The organism is Pseudidiomarina marina (assembly GCF_003987045.1).
In the GTDB taxonomy this organism is placed as follows: domain Bacteria; phylum Pseudomonadota; class Gammaproteobacteria; order Enterobacterales; family Alteromonadaceae; genus Pseudidiomarina; species Pseudidiomarina marina.
In genome coordinates, this window is record NZ_PIPZ01000001.1 from 52,090 (window position 1) to 76,447 (window position 24,358).

Here is a 24,358-nt window from a genome sequence, read left to right on the forward strand (position 1 = left end):
AAGCATCATCTTGCCAAAAAACTGGCTGCCATTTTACATACACTCGTGAATGTTTACTAGTTTACTGTGAAACGAATTTAAATGCATGGCGCCAGTTGCAACAGAGTAGGTTCAAGTGTAACTAATTATGTGCCAAAGATGGTTTTTTTTACAATTGTTATGAATCAATTTCGCGTTCAATCGAGTACATAAGACGTTAAACAACGAGAAAAGGTTGCTTGTGCAAAAATATAATCAAAATGACGTAAAAGTTATTGAGAAAACACTGATACGAGAGGGTTTTCTTAGTCTTTATAAATTACGGTTGCAGCATCGCTTATTTGAGGGCGATTGGTCGCCAGTATTTGACCGTGAAGTGATGGACCGTGGGCATGCTGTGGTCGTGTTGCCCTATGATCCACAAAAAGATGCACTCGTGGTGTTAGAGCAGTTCCGGGTTGGCGCGTTAGGTACGGATGCTTCGCCATGGTTGCTCGAGTTTGTTGCTGGCATGTACGATAGTAACGATGAGACGGCGGAGCAGGTAGCTCATCGTGAACTTCAAGAAGAAGCTGGGTTAGCAACGAATAGCTTACATTACGCTCTTACCTACTTATCCACACCGGGCGGATGTACCGAGAAAATTTCGATATACATTGCACTAGTTGATAGCGATAAAGCAGCTCGCCACGCCGGTTTGGCGACAGAACATGAAGATATCCGCGTACACGTTTTGCCCTATGGTGACGTGGTGCAGTTGTTAGAAGCAGGAAAAATTAACAATGCGGCGAGCGTGATTGGGCTACAATGGTTGCAATTACATAAACGCCAGTTCGAGGATTTATGACAACCGATGTGATTCGAAAACGCTATAAGTTTGATCTCGCAGCCTTACAACGGCTCGCGGCAATCAACTATGCTGCGTTGCGCCCAATGGTTGCTGGCGTCAAGCAATCAGGCTCGAAAGTCATCAAGGTTGGGCAGCAATTACGCTTTGCGGTGACAGTGCTAGAAACAGCACCCTATACAACGGAAGTGAGAATTGAACAGCAGGCGTTACTAAAGCAGTTGCCAGGATTGCGAGAGACGCAAATAGATGTGCGTCTCTATCACGATGCTCAGCTCGCTGAAGTGGTCAGAAGCCAAGGCGTTTCTCGATTACAGGCCAGTTATGACGTGCCAAATCCAAGCATGTACCATGCCGATGAAAAACATCAAGTGAATCACTTTTTGCAAGAGTGGCTCCAACTTATTCGAGCGAATGGCTATTTCCAGGAGGTTTAAGCCTTGTTGCTGTATTTACACGGATTTGAAAGTTCGCCGGGCAGTTTAAAAATCATTCAAACACAAGATTATTTGAAAGCGCATGGCGCCGGTGCCGATTTGCTATACGCTCCGCAGCAGCCATCACGCATGGCCGAAATACGAGCGTTGCTTGATGACCTGATTGAACATCGTCCAATTAAAGCGGTGATGGGAAGCTCGCTGGGGGGATTCTGGACGCATTATGTTGTTAGTAAATTGCGCCAACGCCAGCGCCATGTTCGCGGCGTTCTGATTAATCCAGCGGTGCGACCTTACAGTTGGATGCCGGAAGAGGTAACTGAGCGCGTTCACCCTTATACCAACGAACATTACCGACTCGATTCTCACGATCGTGAAGTTTTGATTGCAGCAGAGCAGCAGTTCTCGCAAGATGTGGAGTTAATGGTGCTGCTTCAAGCTGGCGACGAGCGTTTGGATTATCGGCTCGCCCGAGACTATTATCGAACTCAGCGAATGCTTGTTGAGCAAGGCGGTGATCACAGTTTTGTTGATTTTCCGCGCTACTTACCAGCTGTGCTTGAGTTTCTCGACGTCCTGTAACAGTATATGGGCATTCCTATAACAACGATTCCGTGCAACACGAGATAGATTAGCGCATGTCAGATTACAAAGCCGATGCGATAGAGGTCCTCAATGGCCTCGAACCGGTCCGTCGCAGACCGGGAATGTACACCGATACCACGCGCCCCAACCACTTAGGCCAAGAAGTCATCGACAATAGTGTTGATGAAGCTTTAGCTGGCCATGCACGCGAAATGGTGGTGACGTTACACCCTGATCAATCATTAGAAGTGCAAGATGATGGTCGTGGTATGCCAGTTGATATTCACCCTGAAGAAGGTGTGCCTGGGGTGGAGCTGATCATGACCAAGCTTCACGCTGGTGGTAAATTTTCTAATAAAAACTATAAGTTTTCGGGCGGTTTGCACGGGGTAGGTATCTCCGTTGTAAATGCGTTATCCACTCGAGTAGACGTAACCGTAAAACGTGATGGTCAAGTGTTTCAAATGGCCTTTGAGAATGGTGATAAGGTTTCTGAACTCGAGGTGACAGGCACTGTCGGCAAACGCAACACCGGTACGAACCTGCGTTTTTGGCCAGATCCGAAGTATTTTGATTCTCCCAAGTTTTCAGTACTGAAATTAACGCATTTATTACGTGCAAAAGCGGTATTGTGCCCAGGCTTAAAAATTACCTTCCGGAATCTCGTCGATAATGAAGAGCAAACGTGGTTATACGAAGATGGTTTGCGGGATTATCTCGTAGAGGCTGTTCGTGAACTACCAACGCTACCTGAAGAGCCATTCATTGGAGCCTTTGCTGGCAATGATGAGGCCGTTGATTGGGCCGTTACATGGCTGCCAGAAGGCGGTGAAGGTGTCACCGAGAGTTACGTGAACCTAATTCCAACGCCTCAAGGCGGAACCCATGCGAATGGTTTGCGTCAGGGCTTACTCGACGCCATGCGAGAGTTTTGTGAATTCCGTAATTTGTTGCCGCGTGGCGTAAGATTAACGCCAGAGGATATTTGGGATCGTTGTGCTTATATTTTGTCGGTGAAGATGCAAGATCCGCAGTTTGCTGGTCAAACCAAAGAACGGTTGTCATCTCGTCAGTGCGCCGCATTCGTCTCTGGGGTGGTAAAAGATGCGTTTAGTTTGTGGCTAAACGAGCACACAGAGCAGGCTGAGCAACTCGCTGAATTGTGTATTAACAACGCCCAGCGACGGATGCGTGCCAGCAAGAAAGTGGTGCGGAAGAAAGTAACTCAGGGGCCTGCATTACCCGGTAAGCTGACCGATTGCGCGACCCAAGATCCGGCTCGCGGCGAATTATTCCTAGTCGAGGGTGACTCGGCAGGTGGCTCAGCAAAGCAAGCCCGTGATCGTGATTTCCAAGCGGTGATGCCATTACGCGGTAAGATTCTCAATACTTGGGAAGTTGAGTCTGATCAAATTCTAGGCTCGCAAGAAATTCATGATATTTCGGTCGCTTTAGGGGTTGATCCTAACTCTGACGATCTGGAGCAACTGCGGTACGGTAAAATATGTATTCTCGCCGATGCTGATTCAGACGGCTTGCATATCGCGACTTTGCTCTGTGCATTATTCGTCAAACATTTCCGAGCTCTGGTCGATCATGGTCATGTGTATGTGGCAATGCCTCCATTGTACCGAGTAGACGTTGGCAAAGAGGTGTTCTACGCATTAGATGAAGCCGAAAAGCAGGGCATTTTAGATCGCATCGAAGCGGAAAAGAAAAAGGGCAAGGTGAACGTTCAACGCTTTAAAGGTTTGGGTGAAATGAATCCGCTGCAATTGCGCGAAACCACCATGGATCCGAATACTCGACGCTTAGTACAACTAACAGTTGATGAACCTGAAGCGACCGAAGAGTTAATGGATATGCTACTTGCTAAAAAACGTTCGGGTGACCGTCGCGACTGGTTGGAAAGTAAAGGCAACTTAGTCGACTTGGCCGAGCTTTAAGGAGAATTATTCACATGTCTATGGATGCTTTAGAGCAACTCCCGTTACGCAAGTTTACTGAAGACGCGTACCTCAATTATTCCATGTATGTGATCATGGATCGTGCGCTGCCACATATTGGCGATGGCTTGAAACCAGTTCAGCGACGCATTATTTATGCCATGTCTGAACTCGGCTTATCGGCGCTGGCAAAATACAAGAAGTCAGCACGTACCGTCGGTGACGTATTGGGTAAGTTCCACCCGCATGGTGACAGTGCTTGTTATGAAGCCATGGTGTTGATGGCGCAGCCGTTTTCGTATCGGTACCCGTTAGTTGACGGGCAGGGGAACTGGGGTTCGCCTGATGATCCGAAATCGTTTGCAGCAATGCGTTATACCGAAGCTCGTCTGTCTCGTTTTAGTGAAGTTTTATTAAGCGAGCTAGGTCAGGGAACCGTTGATTGGACGCCTAACTTCGATGGCACCATGAAAGAACCGCGCATGTTACCGGCACGCCTGCCACATATTCTATTAAATGGCGTGACTGGTATTGCGGTTGGTATGGCAACCGACATACCTCCTCATAACGTACGCGAAGTGGCACATGCCTGTGCTTTGTTACTTGAGAAACCTAGCGCTGATTTGAGTGAAATCATGGAGCATCTTCGTGGTCCTGATTATCCAACGGACGCTGAAGTCATCACGCCTCACCATGAAATCGTCAAGATATACGAATCTGGCCGTGGCACCATTCGGATGCGTGCAAAATACCACATGGAAGATGGCGAAGTTGTCATTACAGCGCTGCCACATCAAGCCTCAGGCGCGAAGGTACTCGAACAAATTGCGGGGCAGATGCAGGCCAAAAAATTGCCGATGGTGACTGATTTGCGCGATGAATCGGACCATGAAAATCCAACCCGCTTGGTGATTGTGCCGCGCTCGAACCGAATTGATGTTGAGCAAATGATGCAACACTTATTTGCGACAACAGACCTCGAGAAAAACTACCGTGTCAATTTAAACATGTTAGGTCTTGATGGTCGCCCACAAGTAAAACCAATTCTTAATGTGCTCAAAGAGTGGCTGGTGTTCCGTCAGGAAACCGTGACTCGTCGTGTTCAGTATCGACTCGACAAAATCTTAGCGCGTTTGCACATTTTGGAAGGTTTGCTCATTGCATATCTCAATATTGACGAGGTGATTGCTATCATCCGTCATGAAGATGAGCCAAAACCCGTACTGATGGCGCGCTTTGGTTTAACCGATACGCAAGCAGAAGCTATTTTAGAATTGAAATTGCGTCATTTAGCCAAACTGGAAGAGTTTAAGCTAAAAGGTGAGCAAGAGGAGTTAGAGAAAGAGCGTCAGCAACTTGAGCTCCTGCTTGGCTCAGATCGCCGCATGAAAACCCTCATTCGTAAAGAAATTCTCGCCGATGCGGAAAAGTACGGTGATGATCGTCGTTCGCCGTTGGTTGAACGCCAAGAAGCAAAAGCGCTAAGTGAACGTGATTTGACTCCAGCTGAGCCTGTTACCGTGGTGCTCTCGAAGAAAGGCTGGGTGCGCGCCGCGAAAGGACACGATGTTGATGGTGCAAACTTAGCCTACAAGTCGGGCGATAACTTCTTAGCGCAAGCTGTAGGTAAGAGCAATCAACAAGTGGTATTCCTTGATAGTTCGGGGCGCAGCTATTCGTGCGAAGCACATGCGCTGCCTTCTGCGCGAACGCAGGGTGAACCACTTACCGGACGCTTCAGTATGGTTGCCGGCGAAACCGTTGACCAAGTACTCATGGCAAAAGACGAACAACGCTACTTATTAGCTTCTGATGCTGGGTACGGTTTTATTTGTAAGTTCGGAGATTTAGTCAGCCGGAATAAGAATGGTAAGGCTATTTTGAACCTGCCAACCGGGGCAAAAATACTTCCGCCTAGCACCGTAACCGATGTTGAAAATGACCTACTTGCCGTAATCTCGAACGAAGGTCGTATGTTACTGTTCCCAGTTCGCGATTTACCAGAACTAGCTAAAGGTAAAGGTAATAAGATGCTGAGCATTCCTGCTCTTCGCGCACAATCACGTGAAGAATATGTGGTGGCGGCGGCAGTCGTGCCGGCTGATGCAGCGATTACTTTGCTGGCTGGGAAACGGAAACTGACTTTGAAACCGTCTGATTTAGAGCACTATCGCGGTGAGCGCGGTCGTCGTGGAAACAAATTACCACGAGGGTTGCAGCGCGTTGATGCAATTACTGTCGAAAATCAAGACTGATCGGACGTTTCTCGGCGCCTAACAGGTTATACTAGCGGGCATTAGTGATTAAGGAGACTACATGCTCGCTGTTTTACGTATAGTGCTGTTAGGCGTTTTCATTGTTGTTGGCAGTACGTTGTTATTGCTTATTTGTCTGATTCGTCCATTTCATCGAAATAACACGACTCTTGCCGCCCACTGGTACGGTCGCATGCATCGTTTGTTAGGGGTGAAACTAGATATTCGAGTACCGGATGAAATTGCCAACGCAGGTCCTTTTGTCTACATCGCCAATCATCAAAATAGTTACGATATCTTCACCTTAGCGCGCTCGATGCCGCAAAGCACCGTAAGTATTGGTAAAAAGAGCTTGAAGTGGATACCGTTCTTCGGTCAGCTGTACTGGCTTGCTGGAAACATTCTGATTGATCGCAACAACAAAGGTCGCGCACACGGTACAATTGAACAAGCAGCAGAAGCGATTCGTAAACGTCAGCTCTCAATTCTCTTATTTCCAGAAGGCACGCGCAGTTACGGTCGTGGCTTATTGCCGTTTAAAACCGGTGCTTTTCGTACAGCCGTGCAAGCGGGAGTCGACATTGTTCCAATTTGCGTATCTAATTTGCATGGTCGAATAAAACTGAACCGTTGGAACAATGGTACAGTGATTATCGAAATGCTGAAGCCAGTAAAAATTGCGAACTACAGCGCTGATTCAATTCGCGCCTTAGCCGCCCATTGCCACGAACTGATGCAGTCTAAAATAAGTGAACTTGATCACGAATTAGCGCAAGGAAAAACAACGCATGGCTAACGATCTTCCTGAGTTATTGAAGCAAAGCGATGAAACAGTCGCGGCACTGATTGCTGATGGCGCTGATCCACAGGAAAAATTCCAGATTGAGCATCACTTAGTCAGCTCTGATTTTACCAAGCTCGAAAAAGCAGCCGTAGAACTGGTAAAGGTAGGCTATCATGTTGATGATGCCGATGAATTTGAGTTAGACGATGGTTCGCGTTTATTTGCATTTGTTGCCGTGAGTGAGGTAAAACTTGAAGCAGAAGTTTTGCAGGCGCAAACCAAAGAAGTGACCAAAATAGCAGACATCGCCGGTGTCGATTACGACGGCTGGGGCACGTATTTCGGTGAGGACGACGAAGAGGAATAACGACGTTCCATAATCACCGCGCCCGCTAAGAACAATAATAGAAGGGCATGACATTATGTTAGGTGATTTGGGACTCATTATTGGACTCGTTTTACTCATTATATTGGCGTTACGCGGCGTTAATATTCTTTTGGCAGTGCTGCTGTCGGTGTTGGTGATTGGCGTTACCAATCACCTACCCATATCCGACATATTTCTAAAACATTTTCCGTTTGGCCCATCCGGGGCTTTTAGTTTTGCTGGCAACTTCCTTTTATTATTTCTGTGTGGTGGCTTATTTGGGCGCATTATGGCAACAAGTCATGCCGCTCAAGGCGTCGCCGTTGGAATAACCAATAGGTTGGGGCAAAAACGCGCTTTACTTATCGCTATGCTCGTTTGTGCTGTATTAACTTATGGTGGTGTGGTCGTCTTTGTCGTGATGTTTACCATGTATCCAATTGGCGTCACCTTAATGCGCACCGCAAATATTCCTCGACGCCTTTATGCGGCAGCAATAGCACTTGGGGCGGGAACCTTCACCATGACCGCGCTACCCGGCACGCCGTCGATACATAATGTTATTGCCGCACGTAGTTTATCGACTGATCTTTTTGCCGGAGGCTGGTACGGCGTATTAGCCGCGCTGGTGATGGCTGGTTTAGGAATGTGGTACCTTCAGAGGCAGTGGCAGCGCGCTCAGCAACAGGGCGAAGACTACATTGCGAATGACAAAGACCAGCATATGGCCGCATTAGCTCCCAAACCCGGTGAGGCCTTACCTGGGCTGTGGATGTCATTAATGCCAATCCTTCTGGTATTAGCAACAATCGTATTACCACGAGCGCTTCAAAGTTTTGGAATCGATAGTGATTGGCAAAAGTTTGCGTCGACGCAACCGGTTTTATGGGCAAGTTTTGCTTTACTCGTGGGCAGTGCTTTGTGCTTTATTCTGTTTCCGCAAGTGCGTTCGCAGTTTGTTAAAGCAGCAGGCTTAGGTGTTGACGATGCGCTGCTTCCGCTAATCAATACGGCAGCGGTGATTGGGTTTGGTGGGGTTGTTATTCAAACTTCGGGATTCCATGCATTTGCGCAATGGCTTCTCGCGTTAGACATGCCAGCGTTGGCTTCTGTGTTTGTTTCGGCGAATTTGATTTCAGGTGTCACTGCTTCTGCATCCGGCGGCTTACAGATTTTTATGTCAAGTTTAGCGCCTGCGTATCTTGAGGCTGGTGTGGCACCAGAGCTTTTGCATCGTATCGCTAACCTTGCGGCAGGCGGTTTGGATTCGTTGCCACACTCGGGGGCAGTGATTGCGTTACTGACCCTCATGGGCTTAACCCATAAAGAAGCGTATAAAGATATTTTTGTGGTGACCGTTGTTATCCCAATGCTAGCGGCACTGATTGCCGTTGTAGCTGCACTCGCATTCGCTTAAAAATGTGAGTGCAGCTTAATGTGCTAGATTAAAGTGCGGCTATTTTAGCGCGTTGCTGTTGAAGCTGTTGGAGTGTTTCCTCGGCTTCAGCTTGCTTGGCGCGTTCTTTCTCAATCACATCCGCTGGTGCTTTGCTAACGAAGTTTTCATTGCTTAGCTTACGCGTAAACAAATCAAACTCTTTCTGAGCTTTCTCAATCGCTTTATCAAGACGAGCTAGCTCTGCTGCGGTATCAATCAAGCCTGCCATAGGAATGTGAATTTCCATACGACCAACCAAGGCAGTCGCACTCGCTGGCGCCTCGTCGTTAGAACCCAAGAAAGTAACAGACTCAAGTTTTGCTAACGCACTTAAGAAGTTAGCGTTGTGTTCAAGACGCTTGCGAGCGACATCATCAGCATTCTTAAATAACACCGGCAATGGTTTACTTGGTGACAAATTCATTTCGCCACGAATATTTCGCACTGCGACAATCACTTGTTTCAACCATTCCATATCGTCACGTGCTGTAGCGAATTGCTGCTCCTGCACTTGTGGATACGGCTGCATCATGATGGTATCACCACTAACGCCAGCAAGTGGCGCAACGCGTTGCCAAATGGCTTCTGTGATGAACGGCAGCAACGGATGTAGTAAGCGTAACAGCTGCTCTAGCACGGTAATTAACGTGTGACGGGTTCCGCGTAGTTGCTCAGCAGTACCGTTGAACAGAACTGGCTTAGTTAACTCTAAGTACCAATCGCAGAACTGGTTCCAGGTAAATTCATAAGCAATACTTGCTGCTTGGTCAAAGCGGTAGTTATCAAGTGCACTGCGGAATTGCTTCACAGTGTCGTTAAACTGCTCAATGATCCATTGGTCAGCAAGCGATAACTCCATTGCGCCGCCATTGGTGCCGCAATCTTGTTCTTCGGTATTCATTAGCACGTAGCGGCTAGCGTTCCAAAGCTTGTTACAGAAGTTACGGTAGCCTTCCAGACGCTTCATATCCCAGTTGATATCGCGACCTGTTGAAGCTAATGCGGCTAAAGTAAAGCGCAGTGCATCAGTACCGTGTGCCGAAATTCCCTCTGGGAACTGCTTTTCAGTACGTTTCTTAATTTTTGCTTCAAGCTGCGGCTGCATCATATTTGCCGTACGCTTTTGCACCAACGATTCCAAATCGATACCGTCAATCATGTCGAGTGGATCAAGCACGTTACCTTTTGACTTCGACATTTTCTGACCTTCTTCATCACGAATCAGGCCGGTGACGTATACCGTTTTAAATGGTACCTGCGGTTTGCCATTCTCATCTTTTAGGAAGTGCATGGTCATCATAATCATGCGGGCAACCCAGAAGAAAATGATATCGAAACCAGTCACCAGTACATCGGTTGGATGGAACGTCTTCAAATCATCCGTATTCTCTGGCCAGCCTAGAGTTGAGAATGTCCATAATGCCGATGAGAACCACGTATCGAGCACGTCGTCATCTTGACGAAGCGTGATGTCGTCTAAATTATGTTTTGCTCGAACTTCGGCTTCATCGCGGCCGACATAGACATTACCTTGCTCATCATACCAAGCTGGAATGCGGTGTCCCCACCAGAGCTGGCGAGAAATACACCAATCTTGAATGTCACGCATCCAAGAGAAATACATGTTCTCATACTGCTTGGGTACGAATTGAATCTCGCCATCTTCAACCGCTTTGGTCGCAACTTCGGCTAAAGGTGCGACCCGTACATACCACTGGTCGGTTAGATACGGCTCAATTGGCACGCCACCGCGGTCGCCATACGGAACCTTATTCGTATGTTGCTCAGTTTTGTCGAGCAAGCCTTGCGCATCAAAATCAGCGACAATTTTCTTGCGTGCTTCGAAGCGCTCTAGACCTTGATAATCGGCAGGAAGCGTACCATCGAAGCCATCAATGCTTGGCAGCTCTTCGCCTGTTGGGGTATACAAACCGGCTTGTACTCGGATATGTGCATGGTTGTCTAACACAGCAATCATTGGCAAATTATTACGTTTACCAATGTCATAATCATTGAAGTCATGAGCTGGAGTAATCTTCACACAACCGGTACCAAACTCTTGATCGACGTAACTATCGGCAATGATCGGAATTTTGCGTCCAACAATCGGTAGTTGTACGTGCTTACCGATAAGGGCTTGATACCGCTCGTCATCAGGGTGTACTGCCACACAAACATCGCCAAGCATGGTTTCAGGGCGTGTCGTAGCAACGACCAAGTAGTTTTTGCCATCTGCAGTCGTTGCACCGTCAGCAAGAGGGTAGCGTAAATGCCAAATATGACCTTGTTGCTCTTTGTTCTCGACTTCCAGATCAGAAATAGCTGTTTGCAGTTTCGGATCCCAGTTCACCAAACGCTTACCGCGGTAAATTAGGTTTTCTTCGTGTAACCGAACGAACACTTCTTTCACAGCATTGGATAAACCATCGTCCATAGTGAAGCGTTCGCGATCCCAATCAACTGAATCGCCAAGGCGACGCATTTGTGAGGTGATGGTTCCGCCAGATTTCGCTTTCCAGTCCCAAATTTTTTCGATGAAGGCTTCGCGACCAAGCTCTTGACGGGTAACACCTTGAGCTGCAAGTTGGCGCTCAACAACCATCTGCGTCGCAATACCAGCATGATCGCTGCCTACTTGCCAAAGCGCATTGTAGCCGTCCATTCGCTTGTACCGCGTCAGCGTATCCATAATGGTGTGCTGAAACGCATGTCCCATGTGCAAGCTGCCAGTAACATTGGGCGGCGGAATCATAATGCAATATGAATCGCCGTGACCTGACGGTTTGAAATAACCTTGCTCTTCCCAATTTTTGTAGAGCGCTTGCTCAATGGCTTGCGGGGAATACGTTTTATCCATAGAAACCTTCACTTCGTTCTATTTGGTTGATGATTTTATCTGCTCAGATGCATTTACGGTTTGTAACTCAACACCTTGATGACGATAAGTCTTATATCTTTCTCGTGCTGCTTGACGTTCGCTTTCTGCTGAGGGAACACGTTCTAAAATAAGTCGAGCGCCTTGCCAGTTTGGTATGTCAGCCATCAAATTAACGACCGCTGCTGTGCGTCGTTGCGGAACGTTAGCCTGCGGCCAACACAGCTCGACTGGCGCACCTTGCGCAGGACCTTCGCCCACGAGATTATGCGGCACAAAGGCATCTGCTGGCGCTTGCCATAATGCTTCATCTAGCTGCTCAGCAGTACTTTGGTCAGGGCACCAAACGCGCACACTGCGAAACTCGCGCCAGGCTTGCGCGATACGCTCGCAGAAGAACTGTCGTTGTTGCTCTTCGTTGAGTCCATCGAGTACGTAAAAAATGCCCTGCGCCATAATGTGCTCAGCTTAATCTTGCTCGCCAGAGGCGGTGCGGTTAATGATGAATTGCGTTAACAGAGCGACTGGTCGACCGGTTGCTCCTTTTTTGGCACCACTTCGCCACGCTGTGCCAGCGATGTCGAGATGGGCCCAATGATATTTCTTCGTGAATCGAGATAGGAAGCAAGCAGCCGTAATTGTTCCGGCATCGCGTCCACCAAGATTTGCCATATCGGCAAATGGACTGTCGAGCGCTTCTTGATACTCATCCCATAACGGTAACCGCCATGCACGATCACCACTTTGTTCAGAGGCTGATAGCAATTCATGAGCAAGCGGGTTATGACTGCTCATTAATCCGCTAGCATGATGTCCAAGAGCAATAATACAGGCTCCAGTCAAGGTGGCGATATCAACAACAGCTTCTGGTTCAAAGCGCTCAACGTAAGTCAGCGTATCACATAACACGAGGCGACCCTCAGCGTCAGTGTTTAATACTTCAACCGTTTGGCCACTCATGGTAGTGAGTACATCACCTGGGCGATAAGCACGGCCATCTGGCATATTTTCACAACCAGCGATGGCGCCAATTACATTTATCGGTAGTTGTAACTCTGCGATGGCTTGCATAGTACCTAATACGGCTGCGGCACCACCCATATCGTATTTCATTTCGTCCATATTGGCTGCAGGCTTTATGGAAATACCGCCAGCATCAAAGGTTAGCCCTTTACCGACTAATACAATCGGAGCGTGCTCTTTAGCGGCACCTTGATAGTGTATTAAGCTTAATACGGATTCGTTTTCAGAGCCGCGGCCAACAGCAAGGTACGCGTTCATACCAAGCTCAGCCATTTCTTGCTCGGTGACCGCCGTAAACGACATATTGTCATAGTTACTCGCCAACTCTTTACTGCGTTCAGCCAAATAGCGAGGTGTACAAATGTTGGGTGGCATATTAGCTACATCGCGACAAATCGACATCCCTTTAGCAACCGCTAACCCATGTGCAATCGCTTTTTCGCTGAGCGGGAGCTCGCGGCGAGTTGGTACGTTGAAAACTAGCTTGCGCAGAGGACGACGCGGCTCTTCTTTGCGGGTCTTCAACTGATTGAACGTATACAAACCACTTTGCGCCGCTTCCACGGCTTGGCGGACTTTCCAGTAAGTATCGCGACCTTTAACGTGCAGCTCACTGAGAAAACAAACCGCTTCCATAGAACCTGTTTCGTTCAAAGTATGGATGGTTTTTTCTATAATTTGTTTATACTGACGTTCATCGAGCTCGCGTTCCTTACCACAACCAACGAGCAGTACGCGCTCGCTAAATACATTAGGAACGTTGTGTAACAGTAGCATTTGGCCTGATTTGCCTTCGAGATCGCCGCGGCGTAATAGGTTACTCAAGTAACCACCGCTCACTTTGTCGAGTTGCTCTGCTACACCGGATAGGCGGCGTGGTTCGTATACACCGACCACGACACAGGCAGAACGTTGTTTTTCAGGACTGCCGCTTTTTACGCTGAACTCCATATGTGCTCCCGTTTGCTGCGGTTGACAGTAGATCGCTGTCGTAGAATAATTCTTGTGAAAATGACAAGTTTACTTAAAATTCGCAGCATTTCCAGTAAAAAGCAATGTTAAGAGTGGGTTTCAGTGCGCATATTTCGCTATTTAATACGTGAAACATTCAAGTCTCAAATCGCCGTATTGGTGGTGTTGATGACGATATTTGTAAGTCAGAAGTTTGTTCGCGTATTGGCTGATGCATCAGCGGGTGAAATTCCAAGCAATATTGTGATCCAGCTACTTGGTCTGAATCTTCCTGCGCTTGCTGCATTAATCCTTCCGCTAAGTCTTTTTCTTGGCATCCTGTTAGCTCATGGTCGCATTTATGCAGATAATGAAATGACCGTTTTGCATGCTTGCGGTGTCAGTGAGTGGTATGTCACCCGAGTAACACTCGTGCTCTCCATTGTGTTGGCTATTATCACGGCAACATTGACACTTTATTTAGTACCATGGTCACTAGAACAAGAACGTGTCGTGGAAGAAAAAGCGAGAAGTGAAAGTGGGCTTAGCGTGATTATGCCTGGACGCTTTCAACAAGCCAGTAACCAAAAAGCGGTGATTTATGTTCAAGGTCTCAACGAAAATGGCGACCTTGACGAAGTCTTTGTAGCACAGTCATTGCGTGACGAAGATGACCAAGTAATAGGTGGAAGTGTCGTTATGGCAGATCGCGGCAGTGTTATTGCCGCCGACACAGGCGCGCAAACCTTGGTTTTGAACAATGGTATGCGTTACGCGCAAAGTTTTATTGAAGGTGAATTCCAAATTATGCAGTTTGACGATTATCAACTGCAGATTAAAGAACAAGAAGGCTCAGAATATATTCGCAAATTAGAGGCTTACAGTACCCTCGAGCTTATGCGTGAGCAGGATGCTGAAGCTCAGGCTGAGCTGCAATGGCGTATTGCAATACCGCTAGCAATGCCTCTTTTAACACTCATTGCGGTGCCGCTGAGCCGTGTTAATCCGCGTCAGGCCAAGTTTGCACGAATGGCACCTGCGTTGCTGATTTATCTTGGCTACTTTTTGACGTTAATGGCGGCGCGTTCAGCCGTTGCCGATGAGGCAATTCATCCAGCTATCGGTTTGTGGTGGATTCATATTTTACTGCTTATTTGCGGAATAATACTTATCGGCAAAGGTCGGCCTTGGGGGCTCAAAGCAATGGCTAAGCTGAAGAGGTCACGTTAATGTTTTCTATCCTTGATCGCTACATTGCACGTTCTGTACTCGTTACCTCGTTACTGAGTTTGGCGGTACTGAGTGGATTATCAAGTCTGATCCGTTTTGTGGAACAGCTAAAGTCAGTGGGTAAAGGCACCTATTCGGTAGCCGATGCCGGATTATTTGTGCTGTACAGTTTACCCCGAGATATTGAAGTGTTTTTCCCAATGGCTGCTCTTTTAGGTGGCTTGATTGGGATGGGAATGCTAGCGAGCAATTCAGAGCTTGTTGTTATGCTCGCGGCCGGTCGCTCGAGATTGAATATTGTCGGTTCAGTGATGAAGGCTGCAGTAATTATGATGCTAGCTGTTATGGCGATGGGCGAGTGGATTGCGCCCGAGCTCGAATCTCACGGTCGCGAACTTCGCGCCCGTGCAATATCAGGTGGCAGTCTAATTTCTGCACAGCAAGGGATTTGGGCACGAGATGGGCTTAGTTTTGTCAATATAGGTGAAGTGGAAAACACGGGTCGGCTTCGTGACGTCACTATTTATAACTTTGACCAAAATAACGAACTTGAGTCGATAACCCAAGGCCGATCAGCCACCTATGCTGCCGATCAATGGCGCCTTATGGAAGTGACCAAAACCCAATACACACTTGATCGAATTATTCAGTCTTCGCAACCAACGTTTATGTGGCAATCATCCTTGACCCCAGACAAGCTTGGCGTTGTAACGGTAAAACCTGAATCACTTTCAATTCGGGGGTTATTGGATTATCTCGATTATTTAGAAAGTAATCGTCAGGCTGCCGATCGCTACGAGTTAGCACTTTGGCGAAAATTATTGGCGCCAATGACCGTTGCTGTGATGTTGCTTGTAGCGTTGTCATTTATCTTTGGGCCGTTACGCTCAACAACCATGGGCGCTCGTATTTTACTGGGTGTTATCACTGGCTTCGGTTTCCATGTTAGCAACGAAATATTTGGTCCGATGGCTCAGGTGTATCAGCTACCGCCAGTTTTAGGAGCGTTGTTGCCAAGCTTGATATTTGCGGGATGGGCACTTTGGATGATGGGGCGCCGCGGAAGTTAGCCGCGGCGTGAGAACCTTACAACTCTTTCCAATAATACAGTTGATTGGCTTCTTTTGAGAGGGTTACGAGCTCGGTTCCAGCGGCATAGTCATGCCATGCTCGACGATTTTTAAAATCAACTAAAACCCATAAATTTCCAAGCCCGAATGCACATGTTAGAACGCGAATCAGTGCCTGTTTTTTCGTTAATCGGTGGCCATTACGTTGTTGTACTTTGAGTCGCCAAGCACGCATGCCAATTGTTTGTCCGCTACGCCACCAAAACCAACCAAAAAATAATCCCAGCACGGTTATTAAATAGATACCGTAAAGGGGCGTTTGATTGAGCCAATCTGCGGCGGTGAACGATTCAGTCAGTTCAATAATACCCATCTTACTTAATATGGCAGGTAGCAACATGGCAATGCCCGAGGCGAGCATTAAAATTGCAACGGCAACAAGTAAGTCATAAACCATGGCGGCTATGCGCCGAAGAAATCCAGCGCTGGGGAAACTCGCATGAATTTGAGCGGTGGTTCGAGGAGCTTGTTGATTTAAATCTTCGGGTTGGTCGGTCATGGCTGTGTATTGGCCTCTCTGCTCATTTGATGGCAGCTATCTTAACCAAAACTTACCGTGGAACACTAATTTTTAAATGAATATGGTTATGAAATAATCGAACGAACAAATGTTCACTAAAATGTCTTGATTGACGGTAATGGTTCAGTATAATGCGCACCATGCTTCAGCTAGCCAAGCTAGCGCAAAAGTCCCCAGTGCCTGGGTGGCGAAATTGGTAGACGCAGCGGATTCAAAATCCGCCGGGATAAAACCCGTGTCGGTTCGAGTCCGACCCTAGGCACCACTTCCTAAAGACGTTATTCGTTATTCGTTACTGGTTATTCGAAAAGACAAGTGCAAAAGCGTGTTTCGTTGTTCGTGCGCTACGCTCTTCGTCCGCTTCGCTGTTCGGTACTTCAACAACAATCTTGTTTCGGAATTTCTTTTGCTGCAAGGAACTTGCGTTCTTTGGCTTTAGTCTAATCTTTAACGAATAACGAATAACGAATAACGAATAACGAATAACGAATAACGAATAACCTGTTATGCTTAGGTTATTCATTCAATGCAAGAACGCATTGCTAATATGAGAAATTATGACAATTAAAGAAAAAGATACCCCCGAATACGAAGTAGAAATTCCCTCGCGCGAGCAGCTCCTAGACGCTGTGAAAGCTCGTCTCAAGCCCATGCAATTTGAAGAACTTGTCGAACAATTTCAGCTCAGTGACGAACGTCAACAGGTAGGCTTAAAACGCAGGCTACGGGCTATGGAGCGTGATGGGCAATTAATTTATACCAAAGCTAACGCCTATGGTTTGCCAGACCGAATGAATTTGATAAAAGGTCGGATTATTGGCCACCGCGATGGCTTTGCGTTTTGTCGTCCGGATGAGGGTGGGGCTGATTTATTCATTCCTCATCATCAAATGTACAACGTTTTGCACGGCGATAAAGTGTTGGTGCAGCAGCAAGGTACCGATAGTAAAGGCCGTGTTGAAGGGCGTGTGGTGCGGGTTATCGAACCTCGCCAAGGCGACATTGTCGGACGCTATTTTGTCGAGCATAACATTGGCATGGTTGTACCGGATGATAGCCGCATTAACCAAGACATTCTTATTCCAGAAGGTCAGGCAGCCGGAGCACGGCATGGGCAAATTGTGGTGGTTGAAATTACCCAACGACCGACTCGACGTAGTAGTCCGCTCGGTACGATCACAAAGGTGCTTGGTGAACACATGGCACCCGGCATGGAAATTGAAATTGCCATTCGCGAACATGATATTCCAAACACGTGGTCTGCTGGCGTTGAGCAAGAGCTCGCTCGGTTTGGTGAGACGATTCCAGCAGAAGCTTATGAAGGGCGAATCGATTTACGCGAGTTGCCGTTAATTACCATAGACGGTGATGATTCTCGTGACTTTGATGATGCAGTGTGTGCCGAGCCTAATGGCGACGGCTGGCGCTTATGGGTGGCGATTGCTGACGTGAGCTACTATGTGCGTCCCAACACGGCATTAGATAAAGATGCTTTTGAGCGCGGAAACTCGGTTTATTTCCCGAACTTTGTTGTTCCCATGTTACCGGAAAAACTTTCCAATGGATTGTGTTCATTAAATCCAGATGTTGACCGGCTTTGCATGGTCGCTGAAATGGAAATTAATGCGCGGGGTAAACTACAAAAATCGAAGTTTTATCCGGCAGTAATGAATTCACATGCGCGACTAACTTATACCAAAGTTGCTGCAATTCTCGATGGTGATCCGAAGTTACGTGCTGAATATGATCATGTGATGACGAATATCGACCATCTACACGGATTGTTTAAAGTGCTTAAAAAAGCACGCCAACAGCGCGCTGCAATTGAATTTGAAACATTAGAAACGCGTTTTATCTTCAATGCTCAACGGAAAATTGAATCAATTGAGCCAGTGCGTCGAAATGTTGCTCACACCATTATTGAAGAATGTATGATTATGGCGAATGTCGCCACGGCTCGACTGATAGAAGGGCATGAAGAGGCTGGCGCGCTGTTCCGTGTGCATGAGCCACCATCAACTGAGCGCTTAAGTGCATTTCGAAGTTTCTTAGCAGAGCTAGGAATAACCATGAAAGGGTCAGATGATCCGAGTTCACGCGACTACACCGAAGTTTTACAACAGGTGGCTGAACGTCCTGATGCTGAATTGATTCAAACGATGTTACTTCGCTCGATGCAGCAAGCGGTGTATAGCCCGGATAATGCAGGACATTTTGGATTAGCGCTTGATGAGTATGCGCACTTTACTTCGCCCATCCGTCGTTACCCAGATTTAATTTTGCATCGAGCAATTAAGGCGCTGTTGAAGAAACAACAAGGGCCCAGTCCGGCGCTAGAGGGCGCTTGGATGTATCCGGATGAACAACTTGATGAACTTGGAGCGCACTGTTCAATGACTGAACGTCGCGCCGATGATGCAACGCGTCAAGTTGATGAATGGCTCAAATGTGAATACATGCAAGACCATATTGGCTCTGAGTTTGGTGGTGTGATTGCCGCGGTGACTAATTTTGGCTTGTTTGTGCGTATTGATGACATGCAAATTGATGGTTTAGTGCATATCAGTAACCTTTCCAACGACTATTATCAATTTGACGGCGAAAAGCAGATGCTCATTGGTGAAAATAGTCGAATTGTTTATCGGTTAGGTGATAAAGTCCGCATCCGTGTCAAATCGGTTAATTTGGATGAACGTAAAATCGATTTAGACTTGTTGTCAGCGGAAAGCCCGATGGGTAAAAATCGCATGCCGGAAGGGCACCATCCGAGTACGCGTGGCGAGCGCAACAAGCCTTCTGCTACTAGTAAGAAGCAGAAAAAACAAGCGACTAAAGCGCGAATCAAATCGAAGCGAAAAGCGACCGAAGCGACGCGAAAAGGTAAGAAGCCAAAAAACAAAAAAGTAAGAAAGTGAGTCAATAATTATCATGAGTAAAAAAGTCACCATATTTGGCATGCATTCGGTGCGCGCTTTGTTAGAGCAGCACCCAGAGCGTTTGGTCGAAGTATTTGCCACCCGAGAGCGTCAAGATAAACCGTTACAGTTATTAGTCAGCCAAGCTCAGCGATTAGGTTTACGCGTCCAATTTGTGCCAAAGGCGACGCTCGATAAAAAAACCGAAGGTGGTAATCACCAAGGAATCGCCATTACTGCGCTTGAAGCACCGCAGTTAACCGAGAATGATTTGGATAGCCTATGTGACAAAGCCGGCAAACGCGCGCTGTTCCTAGTTCTCGATGGTGTGACTGATCCGCATAATTTAGGTGCTTGCTTACGCACTGCCGACGCCTCTGGGGTTACTGCCGTGATTGTTCCAAAAGACAAATCGGCATCGATTACACCAGTGGTCCGCAAGGTGGCAAGTGGTGCGGCCGAAACCGTACCGTTTGTCCAGGTAACGAATTTGGCGCGTACTTTACGACAGTTGCAAGATAAGCAAGTGTGGGTGATTGGTACGGCTGGTGAAGCTACACAAGAACTCTATGCTGTCGACCTTAAAGGGCCTGTCGCTATTGTAATGGGTGCAGAGGGTGACGGCATGCGCAGGTTGACGCGGGAAACCTGTGATGAGCTCATTAAAATCCCATTATTAGGCACCGTCAGTAGCTTAAATGTGTCTGTCGCTACCGGTGTTTGCTTGTATGAGGCGGTGAGGCAACGTCATGGCAATTAAGCGTAGCTGGCGGCCATTATTACTCGCGGGGTTAGTGATTGCCATGTTAGCACTAGCATGGCTGCCCGTTGGCGATCTTGATCCAAGCAAGCGCTCAAACAAGCCGTACCTATATGTTTCCTACGAGGTTACCGGTACTAAAAATCCGCAGTTAGAAGATGTTCTGTTTGATGTACAACAACGAATCGAAAGCCGTCATGAATGGCGATTGCTCGATCAACCACAAGACCATGCCTGGACACTCAATGTTACGGTTGAAGCTGCTGATTTACTGCAATTGTCAGGGCAGTTGAGCGCGCCAACAGAGAGTGACACAAGCTCTTCGATACAACGTTTTAAAGTGCAAGGGCAGATGGAAACCTTTGGTGCATTGCCGGAGCAGTACGTCAAAATATTAATTGAGCTTGTTGAAAACGGCCATAAAGCGCAATCAAGCTTGTGATTGCAGGCGTTATAGGCTAAAATCCCGCCGCTTAAATCAGTCTGAAGTATTTTATTCATTTAAAAAAGCGTTCCTTGCTGCTGAGGGTGTGACTGAGCCAGTCAGTAGCTATGAACCATAAGGAGCAGAAATGCGTCATTATGAAATCGTATTCATGGTCCATCCAGACCAGAGCGAGCAAGTCCCTGGCATGATCGAGCGTTACAGCGAGACCATCAAACAGGGAAGCGGTACCATTCATCGTTTAGAAGACTGGGGCCGTCGTCAGTTGGCATACCCAATCAACAAGTTGCACAAAGCACACTACGTGTTGATGAACATCGAAGCGACTGCTGAAGTTGTTGAAGAGCTGGAAACAGCTTTCCGTTACAACGATGCGGTATTACGCAGCATGATCATGCGCAAGAAAGAAGCGGAAACTGAAGCTTCTCCATTGAGCAAGAAAGACGAGCCGCGTAAGAGCGAAAGCCGTAACGAAGAGCAAGACGACAGCGAAGCGGCATAAGCCGTAACTCACTGAGTCTACTATTGTGGAGCCTGTGCAAAATAACTATTGCGTAAGCGGCGAGATTATCAAACCGCCTCAATTGACGCACAGTCCGGCTGGCATTAGCCACTTACGATTTGTCTTAGAACATATTTCTGAACAAATTGAAGCCGGTCTCCCACGTCGCAGTTATGTCAGAATTACTGTGGTTTTAAGTGGCGAGAAAGCACCGCAATGGGCAAACGAATTAAAGGTTGGAACTGCAGTACAAGCCACTGGTTTTTTGAATCGAATAGAAGATAAAAACGGTATTGGCAAATTAGTACTACACGCCCAGCAACTTGTGAAGATTTGAGGAGACCATCATGGCTCGTTTTTTCCGTCGCCGTAAATTCTGCCGTTTTAAGGCTGAAGGCGTTAAAGAAATTGATTACAAAGATATCGCTACTCTGAAAAACTATATCACTGAGAGTGGCAAAATCGTTCCTAGCCGCATCACTGGCACTTCTGCGAAGTACCAGCGTCAGTTGGCGCGTGCAATTAAACGTGCACGTTACTTGTCGTTGCTGCCTTACACTGATTCACATCAGTAAGCCGGCATCGCGAACGATCTCAGAAACTCAGAGGTAGCGTACAATGGAAATCATTCTATTAGACAAAATTGCCAACTTAGGTAGCTTGGGTGACCAAGTTTCAGTTAAGTCTGGCTATGCACGTAACTTTTTGTTCCCACAAGGTAAAGCAGTTCCTGCTACCGAAGCGAACATCAAAGTATTTGAAGAGCGTCGTGCTGAACTTGAAGCTAAATTGGCAGAAGAGTTAGCAGCAGCGCAAGCACGTGCAGAAAAAATCAATGCACTTGAGCCGGTTGTGATTAGCTCTAAAGCTGGTGACGAAGGTAAGTTGTTTGGTTCAATCGGTACTCGCGACATCGCGGATGCAGTAACTGCTGCAGGCGTTGAAGTTGTGAAAGCTGAAGTATTATTACCACACGGTACTTTGCGTGAAGTTGGTGAATACGACATCGAGTTGCACTTGCACTCAGACGTATTTGCTACTGTGAAGTTACAGGTTGTTGCTGCTGACTAATTGAGTCGCAGTTATCAATTTAAGAAAGCTGTCCATTCGGGCAGCTTTTTTTTTGGATTTTTTTTAAATCGTGTAAACCATAATGTGGTTAGTGACGACATACTAGGTACGAGAAATAACACTTAGCTGTACCAACTGAATCAAGGACTAACAGTGACAGCCCAAATACTAACAACAACGCAGTTTGATGATCCTGACATCGCACTTGCTAAAAAAGCCGGTGCTGGCGATCTCCAGGCGTTTCGAGAAATTTATGAACGGCACCATCGCCGAGTTTACGGTTTGGTACTGAGACTCGCGGCCGATCATGATGCCGCTCAGGATGTGACGCAAGAAGTGTTTATTCAGCTGTGGAAGAATCTCGAACGATTTCGCGGTGAGAGCAAGTTTAGTACGTGGTTACATACTGTCGCGACACGTGTGGCAATAACCGAATTGCGTAAACAAACGAAGCGTCTCAGCAAATTGCAGTTAGCTGGCGAGAACCAAGCGCAATTTGAACAGCAACTGGTGCAAGAAGATAGTGCTGACTTAAACCAACTGGATCACTTAGTAAAACGACTTCCGTTACAGATGCGCTGGGTTTTCGTGCTGCATTGTTTAGAGGGAATGCGCCATGAAGACGTGGCCGAGGAGTTAGGTATAGCAGTAGGCACTAGCAAAGCGCAGGTATTTCGCGCCCGAACATTATTAGAGGAGTGGCTAAGTTATGACAACGCATGATAACCGAGCTCAAAAGCTTGATGCGCTTATCCAACAAGCCATCGCTGAAAACCGTGAAGTAACCCCTCCGCGAGATCTTTGGCGTGGTATTGAAGCGAGTATCAGTCGCAGTCAAGTCACGTTGAAACGTAAACCTAGCAATTACTGGGTGTGGTTCACTGGTGCGGCGGCTTCGATATTTGTCATTGTTGGCGTTACCTTGAGCTTATCGATGAATTCAGTCAGTACAACCGTCAATGGGCAACAGCTTGAACTGTTGACCATGGTGACGCAGCAGCATCAACAACAACGCCAGATACTTTTAGCGAACTATGAAGATGCTGGTTTACAACCTACTTTTTCAGAGCTGCAATCTGAGCTTGAACAATTGCGTAGCGCTGCTGTGCAAGTCACAGAGCAATTGCGACTCGATCCGGATAATAGTGAGTTGTGGCAGTTTCTCCAATGGCTGCATCAGCAAGAACTCGATTTATTAAAAGTTATGTATCAACAACCACGCACCTATCAGCAGGTGTAACAGGAGTACGACCATGAAAGTATTTAATATGTTGATTGGCGCCGTTGTAATCGCGCTATCGTTTTCAGCACAGGCTCAGGGCGAACGAGTTGACCAGAAACTAGACATTCCAGCAAATGCACGCGTTGTTATTGATACAATGCGTGGCGAAGTGGATATTCGAGGTGGTTCAAATAATGTTGCCCACGTTACTGGTCGCTTGGACAAACACGCTGAGAAGTTTGTTTTTGAGTTAAACGGCGATACTTTGACGATTAAAGTTGAAATGCCAAAGCGTGGTAATTACAACGATAACGATGGTAACGATCTGACAATAACATTACCTGAAACCGCTAGAGTAGAAGCTCGCGGCGTATCAGTAGATTTTAAAGTATCAAACTTTAAATCAGCCGTAACGGCGAATACCGTCAGCGGAGATATTGCGGCTTCACAACTTGTTGGTAACGCACAGCTTGAGTCTGTAAGCGGCGATATCGAAGGAAAAGGTCTTGCCGGCGAACTAGCACTACGCAGCGTGAGTGGCGATGTGAAGGACCATGGCAGTGATAGCTCACGTGCAACTTATTCCAGCGTGAGTGGTGACTTGGCCGCAAAAACAAATGCCAAGGTTGTGCGTGTAGAAGCTGTTTCTGGTGATATCGAGTTGCGCTTGCAACGTATCGAGTCACTTCAGGTGAATAGTGTTAGCGGTGATATCGATGCAAACTTAGAAGTAGCTCGTGAAGGCCGAGTGAGCGTTGAGAGTGTTAGCGGTGAAGTCAATATGCTGTTCAAGGGGTCTATTGACGCCGATATCGATGCTAAAACAAGTGCTGGTGGCGCTATCCATAATCACTTAACACAACAACAAGCAGAAGAATCACCCTTCGGCATTGGCCAACGCCTTAGCTTGCAGTTGGGCGAGCGTAGCGGCTCAATGACCTTCCGTACGGTTAGCGGTGACATCGTTCTTAAAAAGTAATTGATTGGAACGAGAAGAAGCGAATCAGCAAAATTATGCTGATTCGCTTTCTTACTGAGGCATCATTTTGTATAGTTTCGCTTGGTCGTTCAAATTA

Annotated in this window: 24 protein-coding genes and 1 tRNA gene; 21 read left to right on the top strand and 4 right to left on the bottom strand. The window is 47.2% G+C overall.

The window, feature by feature from the left end:
• The first annotated feature begins 220 nt into the window (after positions 1 to 220).
• The 8 genes from CWI76_RS00225 to CWI76_RS00260 all read left to right on the top strand — a co-directional run bounded on the left by CWI76_RS00225 (position 221) and on the right by CWI76_RS00260 (position 8,617).
• Positions 221 to 826, top strand: a complete 606-nt coding sequence (locus CWI76_RS00225) for an NUDIX domain-containing protein (protein ID WP_126758403.1) — start codon at positions 221 to 223, stop codon at positions 824 to 826.
• Positions 823 to 1,263, top strand: coding sequence for a DUF1249 domain-containing protein (locus CWI76_RS00230; RefSeq protein WP_126758404.1), 441 nt, complete (start codon positions 823 to 825; stop codon positions 1,261 to 1,263). Before CWI76_RS00225 ends, CWI76_RS00230 begins: the two co-directional genes overlap by 4 nt.
• A 3-nt stretch (positions 1,264 to 1,266) precedes the next feature.
• Entirely contained in the window at positions 1,267 to 1,845 is a 579-nt protein-coding gene (locus tag CWI76_RS00235; RefSeq protein WP_126758405.1) for a YqiA/YcfP family alpha/beta fold hydrolase, read from the top strand.
• 56 nt (positions 1,846 to 1,901) lie between these two features.
• Positions 1,902 to 3,794, top strand: coding sequence for a DNA topoisomerase IV subunit B (gene parE, locus CWI76_RS00240; protein WP_126758406.1), 1,893 nt, complete (start codon positions 1,902 to 1,904; stop codon positions 3,792 to 3,794).
• Positions 3,795 to 3,808: 14 nt separating this feature from the next.
• A complete protein-coding gene (parC, locus tag CWI76_RS00245) occupies positions 3,809 to 6,049 on the top strand; it encodes a DNA topoisomerase IV subunit A (RefSeq protein WP_126758407.1) in 2,241 nt (746 codons plus the stop codon).
• Between the two features lie 61 nt (positions 6,050 to 6,110).
• Positions 6,111 to 6,845 carry a 1-acylglycerol-3-phosphate O-acyltransferase gene (locus tag CWI76_RS00250; RefSeq protein WP_126758408.1) on the top strand — a complete coding sequence of 245 codons (735 nt, stop codon included), beginning with the start codon at positions 6,111 to 6,113 and terminating at the stop codon, positions 6,843 to 6,845.
• The gene (rraB, locus tag CWI76_RS00255) at positions 6,838 to 7,200 is read left to right on the top strand and encodes a ribonuclease E inhibitor RraB (RefSeq protein WP_126758409.1); all 363 of its coding nucleotides are present in this window, start codon (positions 6,838 to 6,840) and stop codon (positions 7,198 to 7,200) included. The genes CWI76_RS00250 and rraB overlap by 8 nt, the downstream gene beginning before the upstream one ends.
• A gap of 55 nt (positions 7,201 to 7,255) precedes the next feature.
• Complete coding sequence (locus tag CWI76_RS00260) at positions 7,256 to 8,617, top strand: GntP family permease (protein ID WP_126758410.1); 1,362 nt, start codon at positions 7,256 to 7,258, stop codon at positions 8,615 to 8,617.
• A gap of 28 nt (positions 8,618 to 8,645) precedes the next feature.
• Here CWI76_RS00260 and CWI76_RS00265 read toward each other — a convergent pair whose 3' ends face one another.
• From CWI76_RS00265 to pepA, 3 genes are read right to left on the bottom strand one after another with little or no spacing between them, the layout of a single operon-like run.
• The gene (locus CWI76_RS00265) at positions 8,646 to 11,495 is read right to left on the bottom strand and encodes a valine--tRNA ligase (protein ID WP_126758411.1); all 2,850 of its coding nucleotides are present in this window, start codon (positions 11,493 to 11,495) and stop codon (positions 8,646 to 8,648) included.
• 18 nt (positions 11,496 to 11,513) lie between these two features.
• On the bottom strand, positions 11,514 to 11,969 hold the full coding sequence (locus CWI76_RS00270; protein ID WP_126758412.1) for a DNA polymerase III subunit chi: 456 nt from the start codon (positions 11,967 to 11,969) through the stop codon (positions 11,514 to 11,516).
• A gap of 12 nt (positions 11,970 to 11,981) precedes the next feature.
• Positions 11,982 to 13,487, bottom strand: coding sequence for a leucyl aminopeptidase (pepA, locus tag CWI76_RS00275; RefSeq protein WP_126758413.1), 1,506 nt, complete (start codon positions 13,485 to 13,487; stop codon positions 11,982 to 11,984).
• A 123-nt stretch (positions 13,488 to 13,610) separates the two neighbouring features.
• Here pepA and lptF point away from each other — a divergent pair, with 123 nt between their 5' ends.
• Complete coding sequence (lptF, locus tag CWI76_RS00280) at positions 13,611 to 14,717, top strand: LPS export ABC transporter permease LptF (protein ID WP_126758414.1); 1,107 nt, start codon at positions 13,611 to 13,613, stop codon at positions 14,715 to 14,717.
• Entirely contained in the window at positions 14,717 to 15,787 is a 1,071-nt protein-coding gene (gene lptG / locus CWI76_RS00285; protein WP_126758415.1) for an LPS export ABC transporter permease LptG, read from the top strand. Before lptF ends, lptG begins: the two co-directional genes overlap by 1 nt.
• 16 nt (positions 15,788 to 15,803) lie before the next feature.
• Here the strand turns inward: lptG and CWI76_RS00290 are convergent, their stop codons facing one another.
• A complete protein-coding gene (locus CWI76_RS00290; protein ID WP_126758416.1) occupies positions 15,804 to 16,346 on the bottom strand; it encodes an RDD family protein in 543 nt (180 codons plus the stop codon).
• Between the two features lie 199 nt (positions 16,347 to 16,545).
• Between CWI76_RS00290 and CWI76_RS00295 the strand changes: the two genes are divergently transcribed.
• From CWI76_RS00295 to CWI76_RS00345, 11 genes are all read left to right on the top strand, one after another.
• Positions 16,546 to 16,632, top strand: a tRNA-Leu gene (locus CWI76_RS00295).
• 292 nt (positions 16,633 to 16,924) lie between these two features.
• On the top strand, positions 16,925 to 19,282 hold the full coding sequence (rnr, locus tag CWI76_RS00300; protein WP_126758417.1) for a ribonuclease R: 2,358 nt from the start codon (positions 16,925 to 16,927) through the stop codon (positions 19,280 to 19,282).
• Between the two features lie 13 nt (positions 19,283 to 19,295).
• A complete protein-coding gene (gene rlmB / locus CWI76_RS00305; RefSeq protein WP_126758418.1) occupies positions 19,296 to 20,042 on the top strand; it encodes a 23S rRNA (guanosine(2251)-2'-O)-methyltransferase RlmB in 747 nt (248 codons plus the stop codon).
• Positions 20,032 to 20,484 (top strand): hypothetical protein, encoded by a 453-nt coding sequence (locus CWI76_RS00310; protein WP_126758419.1) that lies wholly within the window; start codon positions 20,032 to 20,034, stop codon positions 20,482 to 20,484. Before rlmB ends, CWI76_RS00310 begins: the two co-directional genes overlap by 11 nt.
• 130 nt (positions 20,485 to 20,614) lie before the next feature.
• Complete coding sequence (gene rpsF / locus CWI76_RS00315) at positions 20,615 to 20,989, top strand: 30S ribosomal protein S6 (RefSeq protein ID WP_126758420.1); 375 nt, start codon at positions 20,615 to 20,617, stop codon at positions 20,987 to 20,989.
• Between the two features lie 34 nt (positions 20,990 to 21,023).
• A complete protein-coding gene (gene priB, locus CWI76_RS00320; protein WP_241967914.1) occupies positions 21,024 to 21,326 on the top strand; it encodes a primosomal replication protein N in 303 nt (100 codons plus the stop codon).
• Between the two features lie 10 nt (positions 21,327 to 21,336).
• A complete protein-coding gene (gene rpsR / locus CWI76_RS00325; protein ID WP_006956988.1) occupies positions 21,337 to 21,564 on the top strand; it encodes a 30S ribosomal protein S18 in 228 nt (75 codons plus the stop codon).
• Between the two features lie 43 nt (positions 21,565 to 21,607).
• Positions 21,608 to 22,060, top strand: a complete 453-nt coding sequence (gene rplI / locus CWI76_RS00330; protein WP_126758422.1) for a 50S ribosomal protein L9 — start codon at positions 21,608 to 21,610, stop codon at positions 22,058 to 22,060.
• A 153-nt stretch (positions 22,061 to 22,213) separates the two neighbouring features.
• Positions 22,214 to 22,783, top strand: a complete 570-nt coding sequence (locus tag CWI76_RS00335) for an RNA polymerase sigma factor (protein ID WP_241967915.1) — start codon at positions 22,214 to 22,216, stop codon at positions 22,781 to 22,783.
• Entirely contained in the window at positions 22,770 to 23,300 is a 531-nt protein-coding gene (locus CWI76_RS00340) for a hypothetical protein (protein ID WP_126758423.1), read from the top strand. Before CWI76_RS00335 ends, CWI76_RS00340 begins: the two co-directional genes overlap by 14 nt.
• Before the next feature lie 13 nt (positions 23,301 to 23,313).
• A complete protein-coding gene (locus CWI76_RS00345) occupies positions 23,314 to 24,261 on the top strand; it encodes a DUF4097 family beta strand repeat-containing protein (protein WP_126758424.1) in 948 nt (315 codons plus the stop codon).
• Positions 24,262 to 24,358 lie beyond the last annotated feature (97 nt).

Bases quoted from the DNA above. Each gene is read 5' to 3' on its own strand.
- CWI76_RS00310 (WP_126758419.1), top strand. From the start codon at position 20,032: ATGGCAATTAAGCGTAGCTGGCGGCCATTATTACTCGCGGGGTTAGTG.
- lptG (WP_126758415.1), top strand. From the start codon at position 14,717: ATGTTTTCTATCCTTGATCGCTACATTGCACGTTCTGTACTCGTTACC.
- rlmB (WP_126758418.1), top strand. From the start codon at position 19,296: ATGAGTAAAAAAGTCACCATATTTGGCATGCATTCGGTGCGCGCTTTG.
- rnr (WP_126758417.1), top strand. From the start codon at position 16,925: ATGACAATTAAAGAAAAAGATACCCCCGAATACGAAGTAGAAATTCCC.
- CWI76_RS00230 (WP_126758404.1), top strand. From the start codon at position 823: ATGACAACCGATGTGATTCGAAAACGCTATAAGTTTGATCTCGCAGCC.
- pepA (WP_126758413.1), bottom strand. From the start codon at position 13,487: ATGGAGTTCAGCGTAAAAAGCGGCAGTCCTGAAAAACAACGTTCTGCC.
- CWI76_RS00345 (WP_126758424.1), top strand. From the start codon at position 23,314: ATGAAAGTATTTAATATGTTGATTGGCGCCGTTGTAATCGCGCTATCG.
- rplI (WP_126758422.1), top strand. From the start codon at position 21,608: ATGGAAATCATTCTATTAGACAAAATTGCCAACTTAGGTAGCTTGGGT.
- CWI76_RS00270 (WP_126758412.1), bottom strand. From the start codon at position 11,969: ATGGCGCAGGGCATTTTTTACGTACTCGATGGACTCAACGAAGAGCAA.
- parE (WP_126758406.1), top strand. From the start codon at position 1,902: ATGTCAGATTACAAAGCCGATGCGATAGAGGTCCTCAATGGCCTCGAA.
- CWI76_RS00290 (WP_126758416.1), bottom strand. From the start codon at position 16,346: ATGACCGACCAACCCGAAGATTTAAATCAACAAGCTCCTCGAACCACC.
- CWI76_RS00340 (WP_126758423.1), top strand. From the start codon at position 22,770: ATGACAACGCATGATAACCGAGCTCAAAAGCTTGATGCGCTTATCCAA.
- CWI76_RS00250 (WP_126758408.1), top strand. From the start codon at position 6,111: ATGCTCGCTGTTTTACGTATAGTGCTGTTAGGCGTTTTCATTGTTGTT.
- CWI76_RS00265 (WP_126758411.1), bottom strand. From the start codon at position 11,495: ATGGATAAAACGTATTCCCCGCAAGCCATTGAGCAAGCGCTCTACAAA.
- CWI76_RS00260 (WP_126758410.1), top strand. From the start codon at position 7,256: ATGTTAGGTGATTTGGGACTCATTATTGGACTCGTTTTACTCATTATA.
- rpsF (WP_126758420.1), top strand. From the start codon at position 20,615: ATGCGTCATTATGAAATCGTATTCATGGTCCATCCAGACCAGAGCGAG.
- rraB (WP_126758409.1), top strand. From the start codon at position 6,838: ATGGCTAACGATCTTCCTGAGTTATTGAAGCAAAGCGATGAAACAGTC.
- parC (WP_126758407.1), top strand. From the start codon at position 3,809: ATGTCTATGGATGCTTTAGAGCAACTCCCGTTACGCAAGTTTACTGAA.
- rpsR (WP_006956988.1), top strand. From the start codon at position 21,337: ATGGCTCGTTTTTTCCGTCGCCGTAAATTCTGCCGTTTTAAGGCTGAA.